14 protein-coding genes are annotated in these 20,557 nt (G+C 34.6%); 6 read left to right on the top strand and 8 right to left on the bottom strand.

What is annotated here, in order from left to right:
- Nucleotides 1–8: 8 nt before the first annotated feature.
- Together MKX62_RS12175 and MKX62_RS12180 are read right to left on the bottom strand one after the other, a co-directional pair.
- Nucleotides 9–1,481: a DNA primase family protein gene (locus MKX62_RS12175; protein WP_340741518.1), complete on the bottom strand. Its 1,473-nt coding sequence runs from the start codon at nucleotides 1,479–1,481 to the stop codon at nucleotides 9–11.
- Nucleotides 1,468–2,058, bottom strand: a complete 591-nt coding sequence (locus MKX62_RS12180; RefSeq protein WP_340741519.1) for a hypothetical protein — start codon at nucleotides 2,056–2,058, stop codon at nucleotides 1,468–1,470. The genes MKX62_RS12175 and MKX62_RS12180 overlap by 14 nt, the downstream gene beginning before the upstream one ends.
- Nucleotides 2,059–2,372: 314 nt before the next feature.
- On the opposite strand from MKX62_RS12180, the gene MKX62_RS12185 reads away from it, so the two are divergent.
- Nucleotides 2,373–3,728, top strand: a complete 1,356-nt coding sequence (locus tag MKX62_RS12185) for a hypothetical protein (RefSeq protein WP_340741520.1) — start codon at nucleotides 2,373–2,375, stop codon at nucleotides 3,726–3,728.
- 21 nt (nucleotides 3,729–3,749) lie between these two features.
- Here the strand turns inward: MKX62_RS12185 and MKX62_RS24435 are convergent, their stop codons facing one another.
- The 5 genes from MKX62_RS24435 to MKX62_RS12205 all read right to left on the bottom strand — a co-directional run bounded on the left by MKX62_RS24435 (nucleotide 3,750) and on the right by MKX62_RS12205 (nucleotide 10,682).
- Nucleotides 3,750–3,917: a JAB domain-containing protein gene (locus MKX62_RS24435; protein ID WP_445683529.1), complete on the bottom strand. Its 168-nt coding sequence runs from the start codon at nucleotides 3,915–3,917 to the stop codon at nucleotides 3,750–3,752.
- Nucleotides 3,918–4,629: 712 nt separating this feature from the next.
- Nucleotides 4,630–6,606, bottom strand: a complete 1,977-nt coding sequence (locus MKX62_RS12190; protein ID WP_340741521.1) for a hypothetical protein — start codon at nucleotides 6,604–6,606, stop codon at nucleotides 4,630–4,632.
- A gap of 678 nt (nucleotides 6,607–7,284) precedes the next feature.
- Nucleotides 7,285–7,464, bottom strand: coding sequence for a helix-turn-helix domain-containing protein (locus tag MKX62_RS12195; protein ID WP_340741522.1), 180 nt, complete (start codon nucleotides 7,462–7,464; stop codon nucleotides 7,285–7,287).
- A gap of 627 nt (nucleotides 7,465–8,091) precedes the next feature.
- Nucleotides 8,092–8,613 carry a JAB domain-containing protein gene (locus MKX62_RS12200; protein WP_340741523.1) on the bottom strand — a complete coding sequence of 174 codons (522 nt, stop codon included), beginning with the start codon at nucleotides 8,611–8,613 and terminating at the stop codon, nucleotides 8,092–8,094.
- Between the two features lie 335 nt (nucleotides 8,614–8,948).
- Nucleotides 8,949–10,682, bottom strand: coding sequence for a DNA/RNA helicase domain-containing protein (locus tag MKX62_RS12205; RefSeq protein WP_340741524.1), 1,734 nt, complete (start codon nucleotides 10,680–10,682; stop codon nucleotides 8,949–8,951).
- A 145-nt stretch (nucleotides 10,683–10,827) separates the two neighbouring features.
- On the opposite strand from MKX62_RS12205, the gene MKX62_RS12210 reads away from it, so the two are divergent.
- From MKX62_RS12210 to MKX62_RS12220, 3 genes are read left to right on the top strand one after another with little or no spacing between them, the layout of a single operon-like run.
- The gene (locus MKX62_RS12210) at nucleotides 10,828–11,712 is read left to right on the top strand and encodes an HNH endonuclease (RefSeq protein ID WP_340741525.1); all 885 of its coding nucleotides are present in this window, start codon (nucleotides 10,828–10,830) and stop codon (nucleotides 11,710–11,712) included.
- A 36-nt stretch (nucleotides 11,713–11,748) separates the two neighbouring features.
- Nucleotides 11,749–14,331, top strand: a complete 2,583-nt coding sequence (locus tag MKX62_RS12215) for an McrB family protein (protein WP_340741526.1) — start codon at nucleotides 11,749–11,751, stop codon at nucleotides 14,329–14,331.
- A gap of 5 nt (nucleotides 14,332–14,336) precedes the next feature.
- Nucleotides 14,337–15,620, top strand: a complete 1,284-nt coding sequence (locus MKX62_RS12220; protein WP_340741527.1) for an McrC family protein — start codon at nucleotides 14,337–14,339, stop codon at nucleotides 15,618–15,620.
- Between the two features lie 146 nt (nucleotides 15,621–15,766).
- On the opposite strand, the gene MKX62_RS12225 is transcribed toward MKX62_RS12220, so the two are convergent.
- Entirely contained in the window at nucleotides 15,767–16,954 is a 1,188-nt protein-coding gene (locus MKX62_RS12225) for a hypothetical protein (protein WP_340741528.1), read from the bottom strand.
- A 741-nt stretch (nucleotides 16,955–17,695) separates the two neighbouring features.
- Here MKX62_RS12225 and MKX62_RS12230 point away from each other — a divergent pair.
- The gene (locus MKX62_RS12230; protein WP_340741529.1) at nucleotides 17,696–19,288 is read left to right on the top strand and encodes a type I restriction-modification system subunit M; all 1,593 of its coding nucleotides are present in this window, start codon (nucleotides 17,696–17,698) and stop codon (nucleotides 19,286–19,288) included.
- Nucleotides 19,278–20,534: a restriction endonuclease subunit S gene (locus MKX62_RS12235; RefSeq protein ID WP_340741530.1), complete on the top strand. Its 1,257-nt coding sequence runs from the start codon at nucleotides 19,278–19,280 to the stop codon at nucleotides 20,532–20,534. Before MKX62_RS12230 ends, MKX62_RS12235 begins: the two co-directional genes overlap by 11 nt.
- Nucleotides 20,535–20,557: the final 23 nt, after the last annotated feature.

Below are 20,557 nucleotides of genomic sequence, written 5' to 3' on the forward strand. Positions count from 1 at the left end.
TAGCTTTATCATTTTAATTGAATACCTTTATACCCATATTTATTATTTCCATTACCATCTCTGAATCTACTATAAGATAAGTTCGAGAGAGATTTTAGATACTTATGAATTGCTTGCTTTGACTCTGGAATAACCCCGATGTCAAAACAGTATTGATTGTATGCTTCTTCAAACGTAGTGTTATAAATTTGGGAACTATGGTGCATATCACAATAAGATGTAATAAAACTATCGATGGAGTTATTTTGTTCATAATAGGCTTCTGTGATTTCCAAGATCTCTTTACAGTTTGTGAATTGATAGTTTTTTTCTTTCCAACGTTTTTGTCCTTCAATTGCCCATTTCGCAATATAATCCATTTCTTTTAAAAGCTTCTCAAAAAGCTGGGTATCTTGTTTGGATTTCGGAATTTGATTATTAAACGGGAAGATAACAATGCGTTGGCTAAAGGCGTTCGATTTATCTACACCATTTATGGTAGGTAAGTGATTACCCGCGAACAGTAGGACTGCACTATTTATGAAATTTATAGGTTGACCATAAATTGGTCGAGCGGTTACGTAGTCGCCTCCAGATAACTTTTTAAAGACATCTAGTTTGTTTAATCGAAACTCTGAAGTTTCTCCACACGTATTTAAACGTTTTCCTAATAGTTGAGCTAGATATTCAGGTTTATTCAATTGCTCAAAACTTAAATTAATAAATGAATCTTTACCAACCAGATGTTCTAGAGTTTTTAGTATGATTGATTTTCCCGTATCTTTTGGACCTAATAAATAGGGAATGTACTTAACTGTTCTTACTTCCGAAATGATGTACCCAAATAACTCTTGTATACGTGAATACAAATATTGATTGTTATTTGTAATATCAGACATAAAGTTTTCGAAATTTGATCCGCCTTTACTTTGTCCTTCTCGATAATTTGCATTAATGACAGATGTGAAAAAGTAAGAAGGGTCGTGGGGAAAAAGGTGATTCTTTTTTGTATCGAATATACCGTTAGAGAAGGCTACTAAATGCAGTTTCTTTTCAATCAAGTTGTCAGTAGCTGCAATATTTCTATCCGATTTAATCCATTGGATAATTTCTTTAATGCTATTACTGGAGATTTTACTTTTGTATTTGTCAGGAATATTCTGTCGAATGAATTTGTCCGCATATTCTGGAGTTACACCGATATAATAGCCCCTTTCTTCGTGCCAATGGTATAAAACATCCTCTACAGTTATGAAAATGTTATTATTCATAACAATTGATGCTAAATCATTATTGAAAATTGGTCCCGGTTTTTCTTTCTTCCGGGAAGCAACTTTTATGTCTTGTACATCTAGGCACTCAAAATCCTCATTTATATTAAGGATATCTCGTTTACGTGCATTGAAATCTAACCGTTCGAATACTGAATCGCTGCTTTGATTTATGATATCGAATCCGGTACGAATATTTGTTGGTGGGAACGTAACTTTAATTTTGGTCATCGTTTTCGACCTCTAACTGTGGTTCAATTAATGAAGATTGAAACTTTTCTATTAAGAGACCAGCTTTTTGTGAAGGTAATAAGCCAAGGAATAGGTACCGACATGCTTTTTGCGTTGCAGGTTGGTCACTGAAAATACACTCGACGATTGTATCTTTTGAAAACGGATCTTTAGTACTGAAGATGAAAAAAGTATATGGACCGTATTCCCAATAAAGTATTACAAGATCTTCTTTGGATAGATTAGTTTTTTGATTTATTTTTCCTACTTTATTTTTATTTGATACATATAATGTGGATTTACTTGTATCTCGATTATCAATTGCAAAAATAGTAGATTCACTTTTATTGTTGTGAACAATGGAAGATTTGTTGATGTGTCCTCTTAATTCTGGTGAACCGTCTAGATTACTGTAATAAATTGCCGTAGTAGGTTTGATTGGATTAGATCCTAGGCCATAAGCAATTACATCCTCGTTATTGAAAGCAATTGAGCTTACACCTTGTGAGTTTTTTTGGCTTAAATTTAAAATCTTTTTTAGTTTTTTTTCCATTTCGCTTTGCTTATTCTTGCTCATTAAAAGCACTCCTCTGAATTAATTTTTTCTGCTAACAGTTCAAATTGTATTCGTAATCGCCATTAGAAGTAATAGCACCCAACTTAGAAATAAGAAAGTGCTTTCTAAGTTGGGTGGCATTGACTTTTCGATTGGTATATGATCTATTTTCAAAAGGGTTCAATGCGTTCAATGCGTTCAACTTGTTCATTTGAAAAGATTTGATGCTATTTGATGTTTATTCATTATAATTAACATGATGAAGTATTTTCTTTCTTAATAAGAAAACTAGGATGAACAGGTTGAACAGGGTGAACTATAAAGGAGATATGTCAATGGCTGATCTAAAAAGTGAAGACTTAGAAAAGTTAGCGGAGTTAATTAGTGATAAGGTTGTTGCTAAATTGGAAGATCGTATTGAATTCCATTTAACTTCTCTAATGAGAGAAAGAATATATGAAGTAGATACAAGTGATGAATATGAATATGAAAATCAAAAAAGTGAACTTGAATCAGATGTAAATTACTTTTCATGGGAATTTATAGATAGCAAATGGCAATTGGAAGTTATAGATGAAAACTTAAAGGATTTAATTAAAGAAGATTTATGTGGAGGGAGTGAAGGGGAATATACTGAATTTTTGAACAAACTTCAAACAGATGTCATCGTGTCACAAACTGCTAAATCACTTCTTGATATAGTTGCGTTAATCAATTCATTGCCTATAAGAAAGAGAGAAAAGTATAAAGCGGTACAGAAGGATCTGTTTTATGAATTTCCCGATTTTAGAAAAGAAGTAATTAAAATGCTGGAGAAGTTTTATGAATTTAAAGATTGCAAAAAGGACAAGATTCTTGAAAAGATAGATTTATATTATGATTATGTGCATTTACAGGTCCCAAAAGTATTGATGCCTGTAGCTGCATACGTTTTGATGAATCTTAATATATTATCTAAGAACAACATGCTGAAGTTGTTAAATAACGAAACAGGCCTAAAATTGAAAGCGTTAGAGGATATTTATCCTAAGGAAGAAGATGAAAAAGTAATAAATAGTCAAGTACTGTTTGATGAATTTATTATGATACTGACTTCTACGGAAAATAGTTCATTGAACTTTTATGTATTTAATACATTAACTAATTTGCATGATTTACAAAGCATGAGCAATGCAATTTTTAAAAATTCTTTAACCCTGAAGTTCTTTAAAACACATCCTTATGAGGCATATGAAAATCTATCTAGTAAAATAAAGTATGTAGCGAAAGAGGATTTTTGTAATAGTGTTGTAAATATTTCCAAAGTTGATGGAATTCTATTGAAAAATAATATTATGAAAAAGCATATTAATGACGATGACTTTTCTTCTGAAAAATTTGTTGTATATTTTAATGAATTATTCGCGAATTGTATGGGTAGTTTTAAGGAGAAGATAAGCAATACGTTTAATGAAGATGAAAAGTATAAAGCCATACCAGAGGGAATTAGGAGTGATTATATTGTATATAAATTGTTTTTGAATGAAGAACCTTATCAAGAGTATTTAAAAGGAGTTTCTGAAAAAGTACATTTAACGGATTTATCAAATGAAAAGCTTGAAGAAAGAATGTATTATGAGGTTTACTATTATACATATAAAGCAATTTACAAATTGAATAAACGAATGATAAGAGAGGATCAGCGGAAATGATTAAATGATGAAGTAGGTCTATTAGACTTGGTGGAAGAAGCTACTTGGGCGGTTATTTACGATGATTATTACAGAGGCATTAATAAGTAAAGTTAGCATTGGTATTTGATGTGGGTGGACGATGCTAGAGTCTAGGCTTCCAATGTGAACCGTTTTAATTGAAAGATATTCTAGTAAAAGCCCTAACATCTTTATTACAGATGTTAGGGCTTTTACTATTCATCCAAGCGTAGGTGTCAAATTTATATTACAGCTAATGGAATGTATCACCCTTGATATGTTATGTACGACCGAGTGGCAACAAATAAATGTACCAGTGAATGATATCCTTGGCGGGAGAAGCCAGTAAGTGTCACAGGGTTTTCCTAGCTTGAAACTCATGCCTGTAGGGGCTCTGTCATCTCTCACATTATGCTTTGCGGTCGTACTGAAACGATGCTTTATCCCCAGTCGGTATGCGTGAGCACGTATTGGAACAACATACCTGGGCATTGTGTGGTAAGTTTCATGGCACTCAATGGTAAAAAACTATGTCACAAGTGGTGCATTCACGTGGCCGTAATCAGTAGAATGATAAGTACGAAATGTTGGAACTTGGATACGGCATGATCACTGAGCCAACAAGTTTGCCTTAACAAGGGGATCTATATCTTGCGTAAGTAGCTACCATGTCTCACTACTTATAGTGAAACTACGATAGAATGTCAAAACCAGCACTAAATGGTTCAATAATATTTTACTTGTTTGTAATACCATATGCTTTCATTTTGTGCTTCATAGGGACGGTGATTCTAATAGCTATAATCCCAGGAGGTGATTAATTCAACTATTGATTGGGATTGAATTTTGATCACTTTTAGTGATTCTTATAGAGTTGAAATACAATTCTCTCTTTTCTAGATCACTTGAAATTCGATAGAATATCAACGAAAGAGCTAATAACATCTTTTCTACCAATCATTGAGATTTCTTCACCGTTGACAAAAATCGAATCTTTTTTTACATTTACGAAGTTGATATTTGAGAGTTCAATACATATTGGTTTTTGGTAAGCAGTTTTAATATGGATTCTTGTATTAGTCAATACAAATCCAGTTTTTCCGCTTCCCATTATCGTTGTATCATAAAGAAGCAAAGCCTCCTCATTTGGTGTAACATACGCATATTTTTCGTAAGCATTTTTAAAGCGTTTCGCAACTTTAGGATTTGATAAATCTGCATTAGAAAATAGACCAGTAAAATCATGCGCTTGTAAGAAATCAAAAATCATCTTTTTATAGTCTTTCTCCGAAGTAGCTTTCGTAGGACCTTTTGGCGGAATTTGACCTAAGATTACTTCTTGGCTTTGATGATGTTCAATAGGTAAATTTCCAAAACGAATTGTTCCGAGAATATCGTTTATCAAGAGTTGAACATCTTTTGATAAAACCTCTGGTATCATATCAAAATAAAAGTCTTTATCATTAATTTTAAAATCGCCAGATCGTACGGCAAACAGATCAATCTGCGAGATTTGATTATTTTTAATGCCGAAAAAACTTGAATTTTTATCTTTACAGTAAATATTTTGTGTTGTCACTAGGGTGATATTAAATTGAAATTTATCAGAAATGAGTAACAATGGATATTCATTATCCGTAATAGAACTTGAAAATTTCTTCAAATATTTATTGTACATAGACTTATTTAAGGTAGTAGTTGCAAGTTGTTTAAGTAATTCAGGCGTGTACTTTTGCAAAATCACAGTTATTGCATTATTGATTGTCATCGATTGGTCAATCTCTAAATTTTGATAATGTTTACGTAGGACATATGTATAATCCTCACACCTTAGTTCCTCAATGATTCCTGCTGCTATCTTTCGCATCTCTATTTTGAAAGAATCATTAAGTTGAAAGTCACTCAAAGTTCTTGTCACAGTCGCTTCGTATTCAATAATATCTGCCTCTTTGTTTGATTTAAAGCCTTCAATCGTTTCTTTAACATAGGATTCAATACATGATTCTAAAGGAATACCAAATACATTGGCTAACCTTGTCAATTCGCCATTTTTATCTCCAAACAAGGAAATTAGTTTTTTATACATAGTAAAGTCTTCTGGATTCATATGAATTAATTTGATTGCAATTTGTGTTCTCTTTTCTTTTTCTGAAATAAGTTCTATATTTTCAAAGTAGCTTGTATACGTATTCAATTGATCCTCGGTGAGCGCTACTCTTAAATTAAGATTAGTTGAACGATTAATTAGCTCAATCACTTTTAATCCAAATAAATCAAAATCCAATGAAATAGCTTTTGTAAAATCAAAAGCATATCTGAAATCGGCATAAAGATTGTTAACTTTGTCTCCTTCATCAATCGAAGACATTATATTACCAAATACATTAACTGAACTGTGTAGAATTCCTGTAGCCATATTTACTGCACCAGCAGTAGCAATTCCTTTTGCTGCACCTCCAAGACCAAATCCACCTCCAACTAAACGACCACGACTATTTTTCCGTGATTCTCGATACCTAGCGGCTTCTGCAGTACTTCGTGAAATACTTCGTAATGCCTGGTTAAATCTATCAGAAGCCTCATAAAAGTTAGAAAGATCCATATGCTCATTTAACAATACGGTTTTACTGATTGAATAAATGTCTAAATTTAAAAATATTTTCACTGCTTCCCCAGCTACTTCTTCAGCGTATGAAAATACTGTGTCTTCGCCTTTTTTCACGACGTTCTCTGCCGAATTCCACTGTTTGTACTGCTCATAGAAAGCTTGACTATATTTTTTTCCTAACGACCGAAAATGACTTTTAATTTCAAATGCCAAAAATTCTTTATCTTCAAAAGCTAGATTCTGACCAAATATATTAAAATTTTGACCCATCCTGTCACCCCTTAGAAATATCCTTCTATTTAGTTTTTTATACTTTCTATTATATACGAAAAATTTTGTAAATTTAAAATTTATTTAGTGAAACTAAAGTTGTTCTTGAACTTTGTTGAATTTGACTGGTATTGCTTCATTTTATTTTCTTCCTATAATATGGAAACGGGACCTGGTATCAGTAAGGGATACTAGGTCTTAGTCATGTTAATAATATATAATTGAAGTTTTTAGATTAGCGACTTAGGCATTGCTTAACTATAATAACTCCATCACGATCGCTAGTTAAAAGGACGCGATAAGCATTCAATTTCATTTGAATTGGATCATCAGCCCGTCTATTTAATCCATTAGTTTGGGAGAAAAGCTGTTATCGCCAGGCTTCATTAAAATATATGCGAAATATGATGACAGGAAGTCGAGTTGAAACCAGACGTAGAGTGTTGTGCGTAGATATCCGTTTCTTCATCAAAGTGCTCTACATGAATTCCTTCATTTATTTGCAAAAGAACGGAACAATTGGTTTATACCGTGGAGTTTGTTAGTAATTATGAAATATAGATACACGGAATTTTAGCAGATGACGAACTATTAGAGAGAGCTTTATTCGGAGCTTATGGTTATGCGTATAAAAGCTTTTATAGTGCAAGAAATCCATTAATTAATAAGGAGAACAGCTTAGCGATTTTTGGAAATAATGTACTCAATCACGCTCTTCTTCGGAATCCGATGAGTCCGACCAATCCTAATCGACTTAATTTGACCGGTGTTGATTAGTCGATAGGCAGTATTTTTCCCAATCTTTAATAATTCGGCCAGTTCATCTATAGTTAAAATGTCATCAAAATCGTGAAACATAGTGCAACACTTCCTTTCGTTTTGTTACGTTATTGTTCACCTTGTTTCACCCTGAATGATTATCCTGACACAAATGTAGGGGACCGCTATCATGCATAGCTTCATTACTATGATATATAATTGAAATATTTTACTTTAAATTAAAAAATACATGAAAGCGAATCAGAAGTGTTTGATGACGAAGATATAAACTCCTGGGTAGTAGATGTTACGAATGGTAGACTTGAAGAAATTCCCGGATTTTATATTAGTGAATTTTTAGGGCAGACATGTTTGAGGATTTGGTCTGGGAGAATTACGGTCAGTTTGTTAGTGTAGGAGGATATTAAGCAGAGGAAATTAGGCTTTGACACTTATCACACGTGGGAGTATATTCGTATCCATTAGAAAATGGCTACTACAACATTGGGCGGATGTAATATAAAGGTGGTGTGGTAGATGAAGTTGAGGGTATATATGGGGTCTTAGATATTATAACAACCTCACTACGTTCAAATTAATCAATTGTTATAGCAAAAAAAGACAGTCACCTAGCAATATTAATGACTGTCTTTTTTGGCAGTGGCTACAACATCCCCTATTGTTCTCTATGTTTAAGTTTAAGTGAACTTTGCAAGTATTATTATCCTACAGATATCCAGATTCTTTTAACGAATGAAATGAATCAGTACAAAGTATAAGATGATCAAGTAGTTCAACTCCTAAAATTTCTCCAGCTTGAGTTAATCGTTTGGTAACTTCTATATCTTCGGGGCTGGGATCAGAGACATTGCTAGGATGGTTGTGCGCGACAATTATTGAGGCTGCATTACTTAGAATAGCTGATTTCAGCACTTCCCTAGGGTGAACGATACTTGAGTTAAGATTTCCAATATGAACTACTTGAATACATGTAGGTTGATTCTTTATGTCTAGACAAAGAACGATGAAGTGTTCTCGATCTACATCTCCTAAAAACTCTCGTATTAGCTCATACGCATCACGCGGAGAACGGATTTTGCGATCTTTGTAGAGTAATGATTTTTCTCTTACTAATTTTACTTGTACAATATTCACACGCTTTGCAGGAAGTGTTTTTGTTTGTTTTTCCGTACTGATCTCTCTTATTAGTTCTAATTGCTTGTGCGTTTGTGATTCATATGATCTCATTTGAATTCCTCCATAATATGTTTTATGTGAAAAGAGAAAGCCCTAAGATCATCAATAATCTTAGGGCTTTCTCAAGTTAATAATATATATTTATTTTGTTAGTAAATACGAATGGTTAACATAAAGTAGACTTTAGAAGCGCAACAACCCCAATACCTAATTAAAACTGAATAGCAGCTTTAATGTGTAGCGGAACATACATATAATTGCCCATTACGCCGCCTAGACAGTAATACACTGAGTATTTAATTTCATCTGAAGATGATTTTGAGTGTCCTCGTATGATAAACAGACATTTCATTGATCGCGATGTGTAGGTCGGAAATATCAAGGCCTTAAGATTTGACAATAATAACCCCATCACGCCCACGCGTTAGCAGTACGCGGTAAGCATTGAGCTTCATTTGAATGGGGTTTTCAGCTTGATGATTCAGAGCGTATTGATTAAATTGCCAGCCGTTTTGTCCCCATGTTAAATCATCACCCCAGACGACAATGGCCATATCTAACTCTAAACCTTGCGAGTGGAATTCAGTCACCGCATATTGTAAGTTTTTACAGTAGTACAGTGAGCTCGGATCATTGTAATAAGCAACATGCGGCTTGATTTGATCGCGCGGTTGCGAAAAGGGAATTTGCTGTACTGTACGATTTTTTGAAGAGGTCACAAGTCCGTATGTTTTATTGGAGTCTTGATACACTTCTCTTACATAGCGCTTTGCTTCATTCAGCGAAGTCATGCGTTTTAGAATAAATCGCTCTTTTTGAAGTTGGTGTTCAATCGCGCGGTAAGTCACTTGATCTCCCGCTAAAAATGATTCTACCCAATTGAAATACTGTAAAGCGTTATGGGTACGTAGTGAGGTACTCAAATATAAATGGGCATTTTCGTAATAGTGCATTGCATTAGGAAAAGCTTCCGGATTGTGTTTGGCGTGGACAGTAAAATCTTGTCCTGAAATCGCATCATTCCATAAACGAATGCCTTGCTCTTCACCGGTATGAATCTCCTGCCCCTCACCGATTAAACCAATTACTACAGACCAAGATTTTTGTTTCGCAATTTGAATCATTACATCCGGCTCGCTATATGGACCTTTCATTTTTACAGCGTCCCAAGCTCTTTGGGCCTCATCGAAAATTAAGACGTGTTCATTTAACGGCAAGTCGTTTTTAAAATCACCTTTATAATTGCGCAAAGCTTGTACAAAGGTTGTGGTTTGTAGTGCGTCTTGCAATACATCAACTAAAGGACCGTTTCCTGATAAATAAACAGCGCTTGGTGATTCATAGGCAAGCGTTAGGCCGACAAACGTTTTTCCAGCACCAGGTACACCGGAAATTAATACTAAATGATGTGAATTCGTTTGTTGTGCTTGCTGGATAATGGCGTGGACGCTATGAATAACCTCATCAAAATTGCTGCTTTTAATATTACGAATTTCTTCAAGTGGCTTATTGTGAAAAATATGCCGTGCGGATTCAATGATTGATGGTAATGGTTGATAAACCCCTTGTAAAAACTCTTCCGGTGTAACACAAATTCCGTCACGATTAAATTTCTGAATCATCGTTGATAATCTATTATTGGGTACTAAATAAATTTGATAATCAAAGTCCGGTTTTATATCAGCAGTAGCATTTGTTGAATAAATAATCGAGCCACGAACATTCAAGTCATAACCTTGAACCGCAGAGTGATATTCAGTTAAATCACGTACATAAAGAGAAGCTTGATGTTTTTCAGCATCACTAATTGCATCATAGCCTTTAAATTCTAATACAAGTAATTCACCAGGAAGTAGCATTAGAACATCGGGACGACGACCACCGCTGCGAGGGATCTCATATTCAAAAATGACATAGCCATTTACATCTTGAAACGGCAGTAATTGTTGCTTTAAATCTTGAATGGAATTTTGCCAGGCTCGGATTTGTGGGAGGGTGCTTGATTCTTGTGGACGTAACAGTGCTTCTGCATAAGTTTGTTTATAGATTGCTGAACATAGTGTATTTAGTAATTCTTCAGGTTCGAGGTCCAAAAATTGACGAATACTACCATGCCACATAGAAATCACCTCTATTATTTATTTGGCAGAAAGCCTATACTGCTAGAATGTAAATGTTTGCTATCCTTTATATTATAGCCCAATATTTCACACTATAGTACAATAGACTTAATAATAAGATTGAAATAAATTTGGAGGCTATTCTATGAAGATGACACGTCCATTAACAATAAATGAAGTTGTAAATAATCAGCAGCTTTGTGAGGTTTTTTTATGTGCGCCGCAGGGAGGCATGCGTAAGTCGAACCGTACTAATACGTTGACGCTTATTTCAGATAAGACGAAGCTTTATGATGACCGGGTTGTTGGGGATATTTATCATTACACAGGTATGGGACAGAGTGGTGATCAAAAAATGGCTGGTCAGAATTTAACGTTAGCTGAATCAGATCGTAATGGCGTGGATATTCATTTCTTTGAGGTGATGAAGCCAAGAGAATATACATATCGAGGGCAAGTGGAGCTCGCGGGGGAGCCATATCAGGATCAGCAAAATGATCAAGATGGCAGACAGCGCCTCGTTTGGGTTTTTCCGCTACGTTTAAAGGATAGCGATGCGAAGTTTACGAAACTACCATCAGCAACGCATGATAAACAGGAGTTGCAAGAAGAATTTGAGGAAATTCAGCAAGTTGAAAATTTACCTATACCACAAACTGAAAAAGAACGTCTAATCAAAGCGCGAATTGGCCAAGGGAAATTTAAAAAGTTACTGATCCAACGTGAATGTAAATGTGCACTATGCGGTGTAATAGATCGACGTATTTTAATTGCGAGTCATATTAAACCGTGGAGCGCTTCTACAAATGAAGAACGACTTGATGTGAATAACGGATTAATACTATGTCCGAATCATGATGCCTTGTTTGATAAACAGTTAATTTCGTTTGATATGCAGGGAAGGATTGTGATATCACAAACGCTTGATGAGACAGCTAGAATATTTATGAATGTAAATGATGGGTTACGTGTTGAGTTAACTGAAAAGCAGTTGGAGTATATGGAGGGGCATTACCAAAATTTAATTTAATGAGTAAAAAATAATGAATTAAAGTAGGTGCTTAATGTGAATTTAACCGTAAATCAAGCAGTTTGGTTAGCCGCAGCAATGATGACTTATGAACGATTTAATAAGAATCAAGTAAAATCGATGGCAGATATAGCCCTTGTGCAAACAGATATTAAAAATAGAGCGCAAAGTTTAACAGATAGTAATGTGGAGAATGCTAGAATTTCTCAGCATTTTAATGGGGATCACGTAAATAAAACAAATAACTTTTTTAGACAAATAAATGAGAAAAACAGAAGGCTATGCTATCCTGGCGAGTTTAATGGAGAGAAAGAAAGACCCGATTTAAATGTTCAAGATTCATTGACATTATCAAGTGGTGAACAAATCACAGTCGACCAGTTAGTTGATTTTGTTGAAACTGACTACCGTGCCTTCTTTGATAATAAAGAGTCGGATACATTTGTCCCGGAAATTGATTTCAAAAAAATAATAACGCATTTATATACTTATGCAAATCATGCTTATAAAGGCCCTCATCAATTAGAAGAAAAGGAAAAACAGAAATATTTAGCCATAAGAGAAAGCGGGAGCGCTGCAGTCAATGAGTTGAATAAATTGGCAGATAGTTTTGCCGCTAAGTATGGAGTTAAAAATAAAAATAAATCGAAATGGCTTACTGGTGGAAATGATGTTGTTCGAAGATATTTATGGAATCAGTTGAAATATGAAGAATATAAGGATGTCTTAACGAGTATTTCAATTTTTGTAGAGAAAAATGATGAAGATGTACAATTTAGAATTTCTATTGAATTAGATGAAAAGAGGGCAGAGCAATCGGACTTCGATCGACATCATAAGATGTTAAATAAGCCATTAATTCAAGACGAACAGTACTGTTACTACATAAAGGCTAATAGAGGTTGGAATTCTGAAGTTTCATATGAACCAGCACCTGAAATCCAAAAGAAAATTCAAGATGGCGAGTATAAAAAGGTGCAAATCGTCTATCATTTGACGGATGAACAAATTCAATCGCAGTCGTTAACTAATGAGATGATCTATCAAAAATTAGATGGTGCTTTTGGAAATTTAATAGCATACTACAATTTAGTCATAGGCAAAGTTGAAAGTAATCTACCTGATAAGGAGGAGTTTACAATGTTCGATAAAAATATGATTTTATACGGTCCGCCAGGTACAGGGAAAACGTATAAAACGGTAATTTATGCTGTAGCGATTATCGAAAATAGCTCCATCGAATCGTTATTAAAAGAAGATTATCAAGCTATTTTAAAGCGTTATAACGATTATAAAAAATCAGGACAAATTAATTTCACTACATTCCATCAATCATTTGGTTATGAGGAATTTATTGAGGGAATCAAACCTGCTTTAGATGAAGATCAAGACGAACAACTTCAGTACAAGATCGAACCGGGCATTTTTAAGGATTTTTGTGAGAATGCTCAGCAGCTTAAAGTTACAAATGGTAACGAGGCGTTAGGGATTGATGCACGTGTGTGGAAAGTTTCACTAGGTGGAAGTGGTATGAATGATGTAAAAGAGGATTGTTTCGAAAATAATCGGATTCGCATTGGATGGGATGAATTTGGTGAGGATTTAACACAAGGTGAAGAATACCCAGCTGGTACAGTAGAAGATATTTTGTATAGTTTTTACGATGACATGAGTATTGGGGACGTTGTTTTTTCATTGGGTGACCAAAAGCATGTCGATGCAATTGGCATTATTACGGGTGAACCCGAGTGGTTAGGTGATGAAGAACGCTACAAACGCAGTCGTTCTGTAAAATGGATTGCTAAAAATATTCAAGTAGATGTGTATGATTTAAACGGCAAGAAAAATTTAACGCAACGAACTGTATATGAATTGAAAAGAATGTCCATTGATAGTGTTAACCAGCTCATTTTAAAGCATTCTCAAGATGAACAAATCACAGTGGAAGAAAACCATAAGAACTATGTCTTTATCATCGACGAAATCAATCGAGGTAATATCTCGAAAATTTTAGGTGAACTCATTACGTTAATTGAACCAACGAAACGCCTTGGTGCTCCAGAGTCAATGAAAGTTCGTTTGCCATATTCTAAAGAAGAATTCGGCGTGCCACAAAATGTCTATTTATTAGGGACAATGAACACGGCTGATCGCTCGATTGCGATGATGGATACGGCATTAAGAAGACGTTTCCGTTTTATCGAAATGATGCCAGATGTGCAACTTCTAAAAGAAATTAAAGTCGGTAATATCAATATTCAAAAGATGGTCGACACCATTAACAAACGAATAGAAGTGCTGTACGATCGTGAACATACAATTGGCCATGCTTATTTCATGGGATTAAAAAGTGAACCGACGATTGAAAACCTAGAGAATATTTTTAAGAACGCGATTATCCCGCTTCTACAAGAATACTTCTATGAGGACTACAGCAAAATTCAACTGGTCCTCGGAGATAATGCAAAAGTCGATGATTTAAAGTTTATTTTAGATACACCAGTACAAATGAACGCAGTATTTAAGGGGAATCCCGACATCGATATCCCTGAAAATAAGTATTCGATTCAAATAGCAGCATTTAAAGAGCAAGCTAGTTATATTGGAATTTACGAGTAAGTCATATGAAGAAAAGATTAGTAGAATTAAAGGAATATGATGTCATCATAAGCAATAAAGAAATGAGTAAAGAGACGGGGGCAGTCTATTTAGACAAGGCTTCGTTTAGTCAATTAGAAAACCTAATATTAACCTTCAACGAATCAAACGAAGCGGATGCAATTGATTTTTTGACAATCTCATCAAAAAGAAATGTCGGTAAAATAATTCGTGCTAAAAACTATGTTGGTGTGCTGCAGCTAAATAATGGTGTACAGCTGCAAATACTCCCGAAAATTCACGGGGGAACACAGGATGATTCGAAAAAGACATTCTTAAAAATGTTAAAGACACTAAAGGATTTTCCAAGCAAAACGTTTAATGAATCAAACTTAAATACAGAAAAAATGCCGATATTTGAGATATTTATTCGATTGTATATCCAGGAAGTGCAGCATCTTGTTAAACGGGGATTGAAATCGGCTTATTATGGAGTGGAAGATAATCTCAAAGTGTTTAAAGGGAAGATGAATTTCTCACAGCAAATTAAACATAATTTGGTGCATAAGGAACGGTTCTATGTACAGTATGATGAGTTTGGATTGAACCGACCAGAAAATCGATTGATTAAATCAACACTAGTAAAGCTGACAAAAGAATCTGAGAGCGCCGAAAATGTGAAAGAATTACGGAAACTACTAGCGAATTTTGAATTAGTTGAGCCATCGCCTAATGTTGAAAAGGACTTCGCTCAAGTAAAAATCGATCGGAATTCAAAGGACTATGAGAATGTAATAAATTGGTCTAAGGTTTTTTTACGCAATCAAAGTTTCACGACGTTCGCTGGTATTTCATTTGTGCAAGCACTTTTATTTCCAATGGATCGAGTATTTGAGGATTATGTTGGGCGGAATTTGAGACGAATGATTTCACAAAAGGAATGGTCGATTTCTTTGCAAGATCGAAAGTATCATTTATTCGAGAAACAGTTTGCATTAAGGCCGGATATTGTTTTAAGAAATAAAATAGATGGACGAATGATCATTATTGATACGAAGTGGAAGTTATTGAAAAATGCGCCAAACAGTAATTACGGTATTTCACAGGCAGATATGTATCAAATGTATGCTTATGCGAAGAAATACGGTACCAATGAGATATGGCTTCTTTATCCGATTAACGATGAATTTAAGGGGAATGAGGAAATCTGTTTTAACAGTGGCGATGGTGTGCAAGTGAAGGTGTTTTTTGTAGATTGTCATCGAATCGAAGATAGCTTAGTAGTGGTTATGGGAAAATGCGGAATGTAAATCAGGGTATATAAAGAACTAGTGTTGTAAATTATAAAACTTCCTAATGAGAATTACGTGATACTCATTAGGAAGTTTTTTAGTTTTCATCATTATAATAGGAAAGTTCTATCCGAAAGCAAGGGTAATACAGCGGTTTCACTGGGTTAACAATGTTGACAGCAAAATATATCTTCTTCATCTTTTGAAAAATGATCTATTAATTCATATGAACCGCATTTTGGACAAACTGCAACGAGTGAATTTTGTATATATGCAGATATATCATAACCTAAATCATAATCATCTAAAAATTCATGGACGTGAGTATAAACTTTTTCTAATATGTTATCTGTTTCTAGTGAGACGTCTCCACTAGTGAAATAAACCGTATTTGTTGTAGCAAAATCCACAAGTAGCTTTGAGCAACCAAGTAATTTATATTCTACCGACTGATCAGATAATTGCTCATGTAAATAATCAATTAAATGCGTGAGCTGCTCTTCGATAAATTCGTCATCACCAAATGTAGCCCAGTTAATATGGATAGCCTTTTGTCTATCTAGGTGAGTTTCATCAATATAAAAATCATGCGTATTTCGTTGTAACTCTATAAACTTTACATTTAAACGCTGGATAAATAAAATATAGTCCGATTCAGGTTCTTGCTCTACGTATTCTTCCATTGAAATTTTAATTATATCAAGTTCATTATGTAAATCTCTTTGCCCATCTATATTTTCGATTTCGTTATAGAGTTCAACAAACTCTCGATATTTTTCGACGTAAGTTACATAGTCAATCGCCTTGTATTCACCATGCATATCAATGGGCAAACATTTTCGAGAGCAAAATGGCCCTCGATCATTGTGTGCGAAAAATGGTTCTTTATAGAAAGGTTTATGACAAGTGTGACAGCTACTATCATCGACTATAATTTTTTCAGTTAAATAAAGTTTTTTTAGTTTCGGAATATCTTCTTTTAGTAAATTTAACTTAAATACAGGTTGCTCTTCCTTGTTACGACGCACATCCATATCTAATTGGGAAAGATGGTCCAATAGTTTATCAGTGATTTTCAAAAGTAATTCTGGATCATCACATAATTGGAACCATTTGTTTAGTGCGCTCGTTGTTTTACCACCATGTAATTCAAATGCTTGGCTGTGCTTATGAATCGTTACACCTTCATAGCCAATATATCGACTTGGTCCAAAAAGATCTAGTTCCATCATGTAATACCATTGCTGAACACCATTTGTACGAAGTGTCATCTCGCCATTTTGTAGTTCATGGTTGTATTGTTTTAGGTTTTGTTTTATTTGATCGAGATTGGTTACTAAATTTAAATACATGCCTTTATCACTCCTAAGATAATTTAAAACCTTAATTCTCATTGAATAATGCTATCTGGGAACGGTCCAAATTGTCAGTAAAACACAGTTCATTCTTCTTAAATGAATAACTGTGACATCATGTCACAGTTTTAAAAACCTATCTAATTTTAGTAGTGAGTATTTTAAAGACTGATGCTTAGAGCAAATAAGGAGGAGAAATCAAAATGCTATAGAATTAAAGATAGCACTTTATGCGAGAAAGTCTAGAAAGGAAAAAAGGAGGAGCTGAGGAAACCTTCCATAATCAAAGGGAAACACTAATTAGAATAGCTGAGCAAAAAGGTTATAACTTTGATTTATTTCAGAGGTAGAAAGCTCAATAAAAAAGTAAGTGTTTGAGAGGAATACTTTAGGATAAGACAAAGAAATTTATTCCACTGACAAACTGCTCCATATACACAAAAATACCCTCCCTATAACCTCATTCCAAGGTAGGAAGGGCCACTATATCGCTATCAAGATATAAAGTAGCAAGCTCCTCACTTTGTAGGGGCTTTTTCTTTTACTATTACAGTGACATATTTTAGATATGGTATCATAAGAACAAGTGGACCCTTTCTTCAAGCTACTACAATATAATAGAAGATGGTAAGAATGAAAAAATTGAAGGCAAGTGTATTGTTAGGTCCACTAAAAGGTTAGATGATAAAAAGGTTAATATCGAATTTAGACTAACAACAGAAAAGTGAGGAACAAAACATGGCTGAATTGAACTCAATATTATTTAGTGCGGCAGACAACTTGCGAAGCAAAATGGATGCATCAGAATACAAAAACTACTTATTAGGCTTAATTTTCTATAAGTATTTGTCTGACCGATTACTGGAAAAAGTAGTTGAAATTGCAGATGAGTCTCCGGAAGAATACGATATAGCAGAAAAACAAACTCAACTGTATATAGAATTATTAGCGGATGAAGATGTAAAGAATGACCTGATTGAAACGTTGGTCGATACACTGGGCTACGATATCGAACCGGATTATCTGTTCAACGTATTAACTGATCAAGCGAAACAAAATACGTTTCAGTTGAATGATCTGAATAAGGCATTCATCGATCTATCAACGAAATACGATCAATTCAACGGCCTGTTTGATGATGTAGACTTGACATCAAAGAAACTCGGATCAGATGCCCAACAACGAAATATTACGATTACAGAAGTGATAAAGAAGCTAAATCCAATCAATCTACTAGGACACGGTGGTGATGTGATTGGGGATGCTTATGAGTTCTTAATCAGCCAATTTGCTTCAGAAGCTGGTAAGAAAGCTGGAGAATTCTATACTCCTCATGAGGTATCTGTCATGGTGGCTCGTATTGCCGCAATAGGTCAAGAGGACAAAAAGCTGTTTAGCGTATATGACCCGACCATGGGTTCAGGCTCTTTGATGTTGAATATCCGAAACTATATCAATCATCCGGAGAGTGTGAAATACCACGGACAAGAATTAAATACTACGACCTATAATTTAGCGAAGATGAACTTGATCTTGCATGGTGTTGATAAAGAAGATATGCGTTTAAGCAATGGAGATACATTGAACAAAGATTGGCCGACAGATGAACCCTACACCTTTGATTCCGTTCTGATGAATCCACCATATTCAGCAAAATGGTCTTCGGACGATACGTTCTTAGATGACTCTCGTTTCAACCGGTACGGTAGGTTGGCACCAAAATCAAAAGCAGACTTTGCTTTTCTATTGCACGGACTTTATCACTTGAAAGATTCAGGAACAATGGCAATCGTTCTACCTCATGGTGTCTTATTCCGCGGCGCTTCAGAAGGTGTCATTCGTAAGAAGTTATTAGAAGATGGCAGTATAGATACTGTTATTGGTATGCCAGCGAATCTATTCTATGGGACATCGATTCCAACAACCGTCATCATCTTAAAGAAAAACCGTACTACTCGTGATGTGTTATTTATTGATGCAAGTAACGAGTTTATAAAGGGGAAGAACCAAAATAAGCTTTCTGAAGAAAATATTGATAAGGTTGTCGAAACGTACAGCAAACGAGAAAGTGTTGAGGGATATGCACACGTTGCTACATTTGATGAGATCAAAGAGAATGAATTTAATTTGAATATACCTAGATATGTAGATACCTTTGAAGAAGAAGATCCTATAGATATGGCTTCAATTAGTTCAACTATCAAAGATATTAGAAAAGAAAAAGCAGAACTAGAATCTAAAATATACGACATGGTTTCTTCGCTAGAATTCGATAAAGAAAATGCCGAGTGGGTTAAAGGTGCATTAGAGGTGTTTAATCGTGCAAAATAACCTTATGCCAGAAATTAGATTTGGAGGGTTTGCTCAAGACTGGGAACAGCGTAAGTTGAGTGATATATCTATTAGAGTTCGTGGAAACGACGGTAGAATGGACTTGCCAACGCTTACAATTTCAGCGAGTGTAGGTTGGCTAGATCAGCGTGATCGTTTCTCTGGGAATATTGCGGGTAAAGAACAAAAAAATTATACACTTCTATCAAAAGGGCACCTGTCTTATAATCACGGGAACTCAAAACTTGCAAAATACGGAGTGGTATTTGAATTAACAACCTATGAAGAAGCACTTGTACCGAGAATTTATCATAGTTTCAAAACCACCATTGAAGCTTCCGCTACTTTTATTGAATATATGTTTGCAACTAAAATACCTGATCGGGAACTTGCTAAATTAGTTTCCTCAGGTGCAAGAATGGATGGATTACTGAATATTAATTATGATGAATTCATGGGGATCGATATTAATATTCCGAAAATTAAAGAACAAAATCAAATCGGTGATTTTCTCAAAAACCTAGATGATATTATCGCTCTTCAAGAACAAGAACTAATCACCCTCCAACAAACAAAGCAAGGCTTCTTGCAAAAAATGTTTCCAAAAGAAGAAGAGTCTGTGCCAGAGATTCGTTTTCCAGGATTTACTGAAGATTGGGCAAAGCGTAAGTTAGGAAATACAGATACATTCTTTACTGACGGAAATTATGGTGAAGCTTACCCATCAGAAAAAGATAAGAGTGATTCCTCTAATGGTGTTCCATTTTTACGTGGAAGTGATCTGAAAAATGGTTTTCTTGATGTATCAAATTCTAATTACATCACAAAAGAAAAACATAGAGAATTAACATCAGGACACTTAGAGTTTGATGATATTGTTATTGCTGTTCGTGGATCTGTAGGAGTTTTGGGGTATGTCAAAAAAGAAAATTTTGGGTGGAATATCAACTCCCAATTAGGGATTATTAGGACTGATAAGAAAGAATTACTCGGTGGATTTTTGAGTCAATACTTACTTGGAAATATAGGACAAAAAGAATTGTTATCAAGAACTACAGGTACCGCACTTAAACAATTACCTATTAAACAATTAAAAGACGTCCCTATTCCTATACCTTCAATAAATGAGCAAGCTAAAATCGGTAATTTCTTTAAACATCTCGATGATACGATTGCTCTACATCGCCAAGAATTAGATGTCTTGCAAGAAACCAAAAAAGCTTTCCTACAAAAGATGTTTGTCTAAACTGATAGAAAGGAGGACAAACC

It is taken from the genome of Sporosarcina sp. FSL K6-5500, assembly GCF_038005665.1.
GTDB lineage: Bacteria > Bacillota > Bacilli > Bacillales_A > Planococcaceae > Sporosarcina > Sporosarcina psychrophila.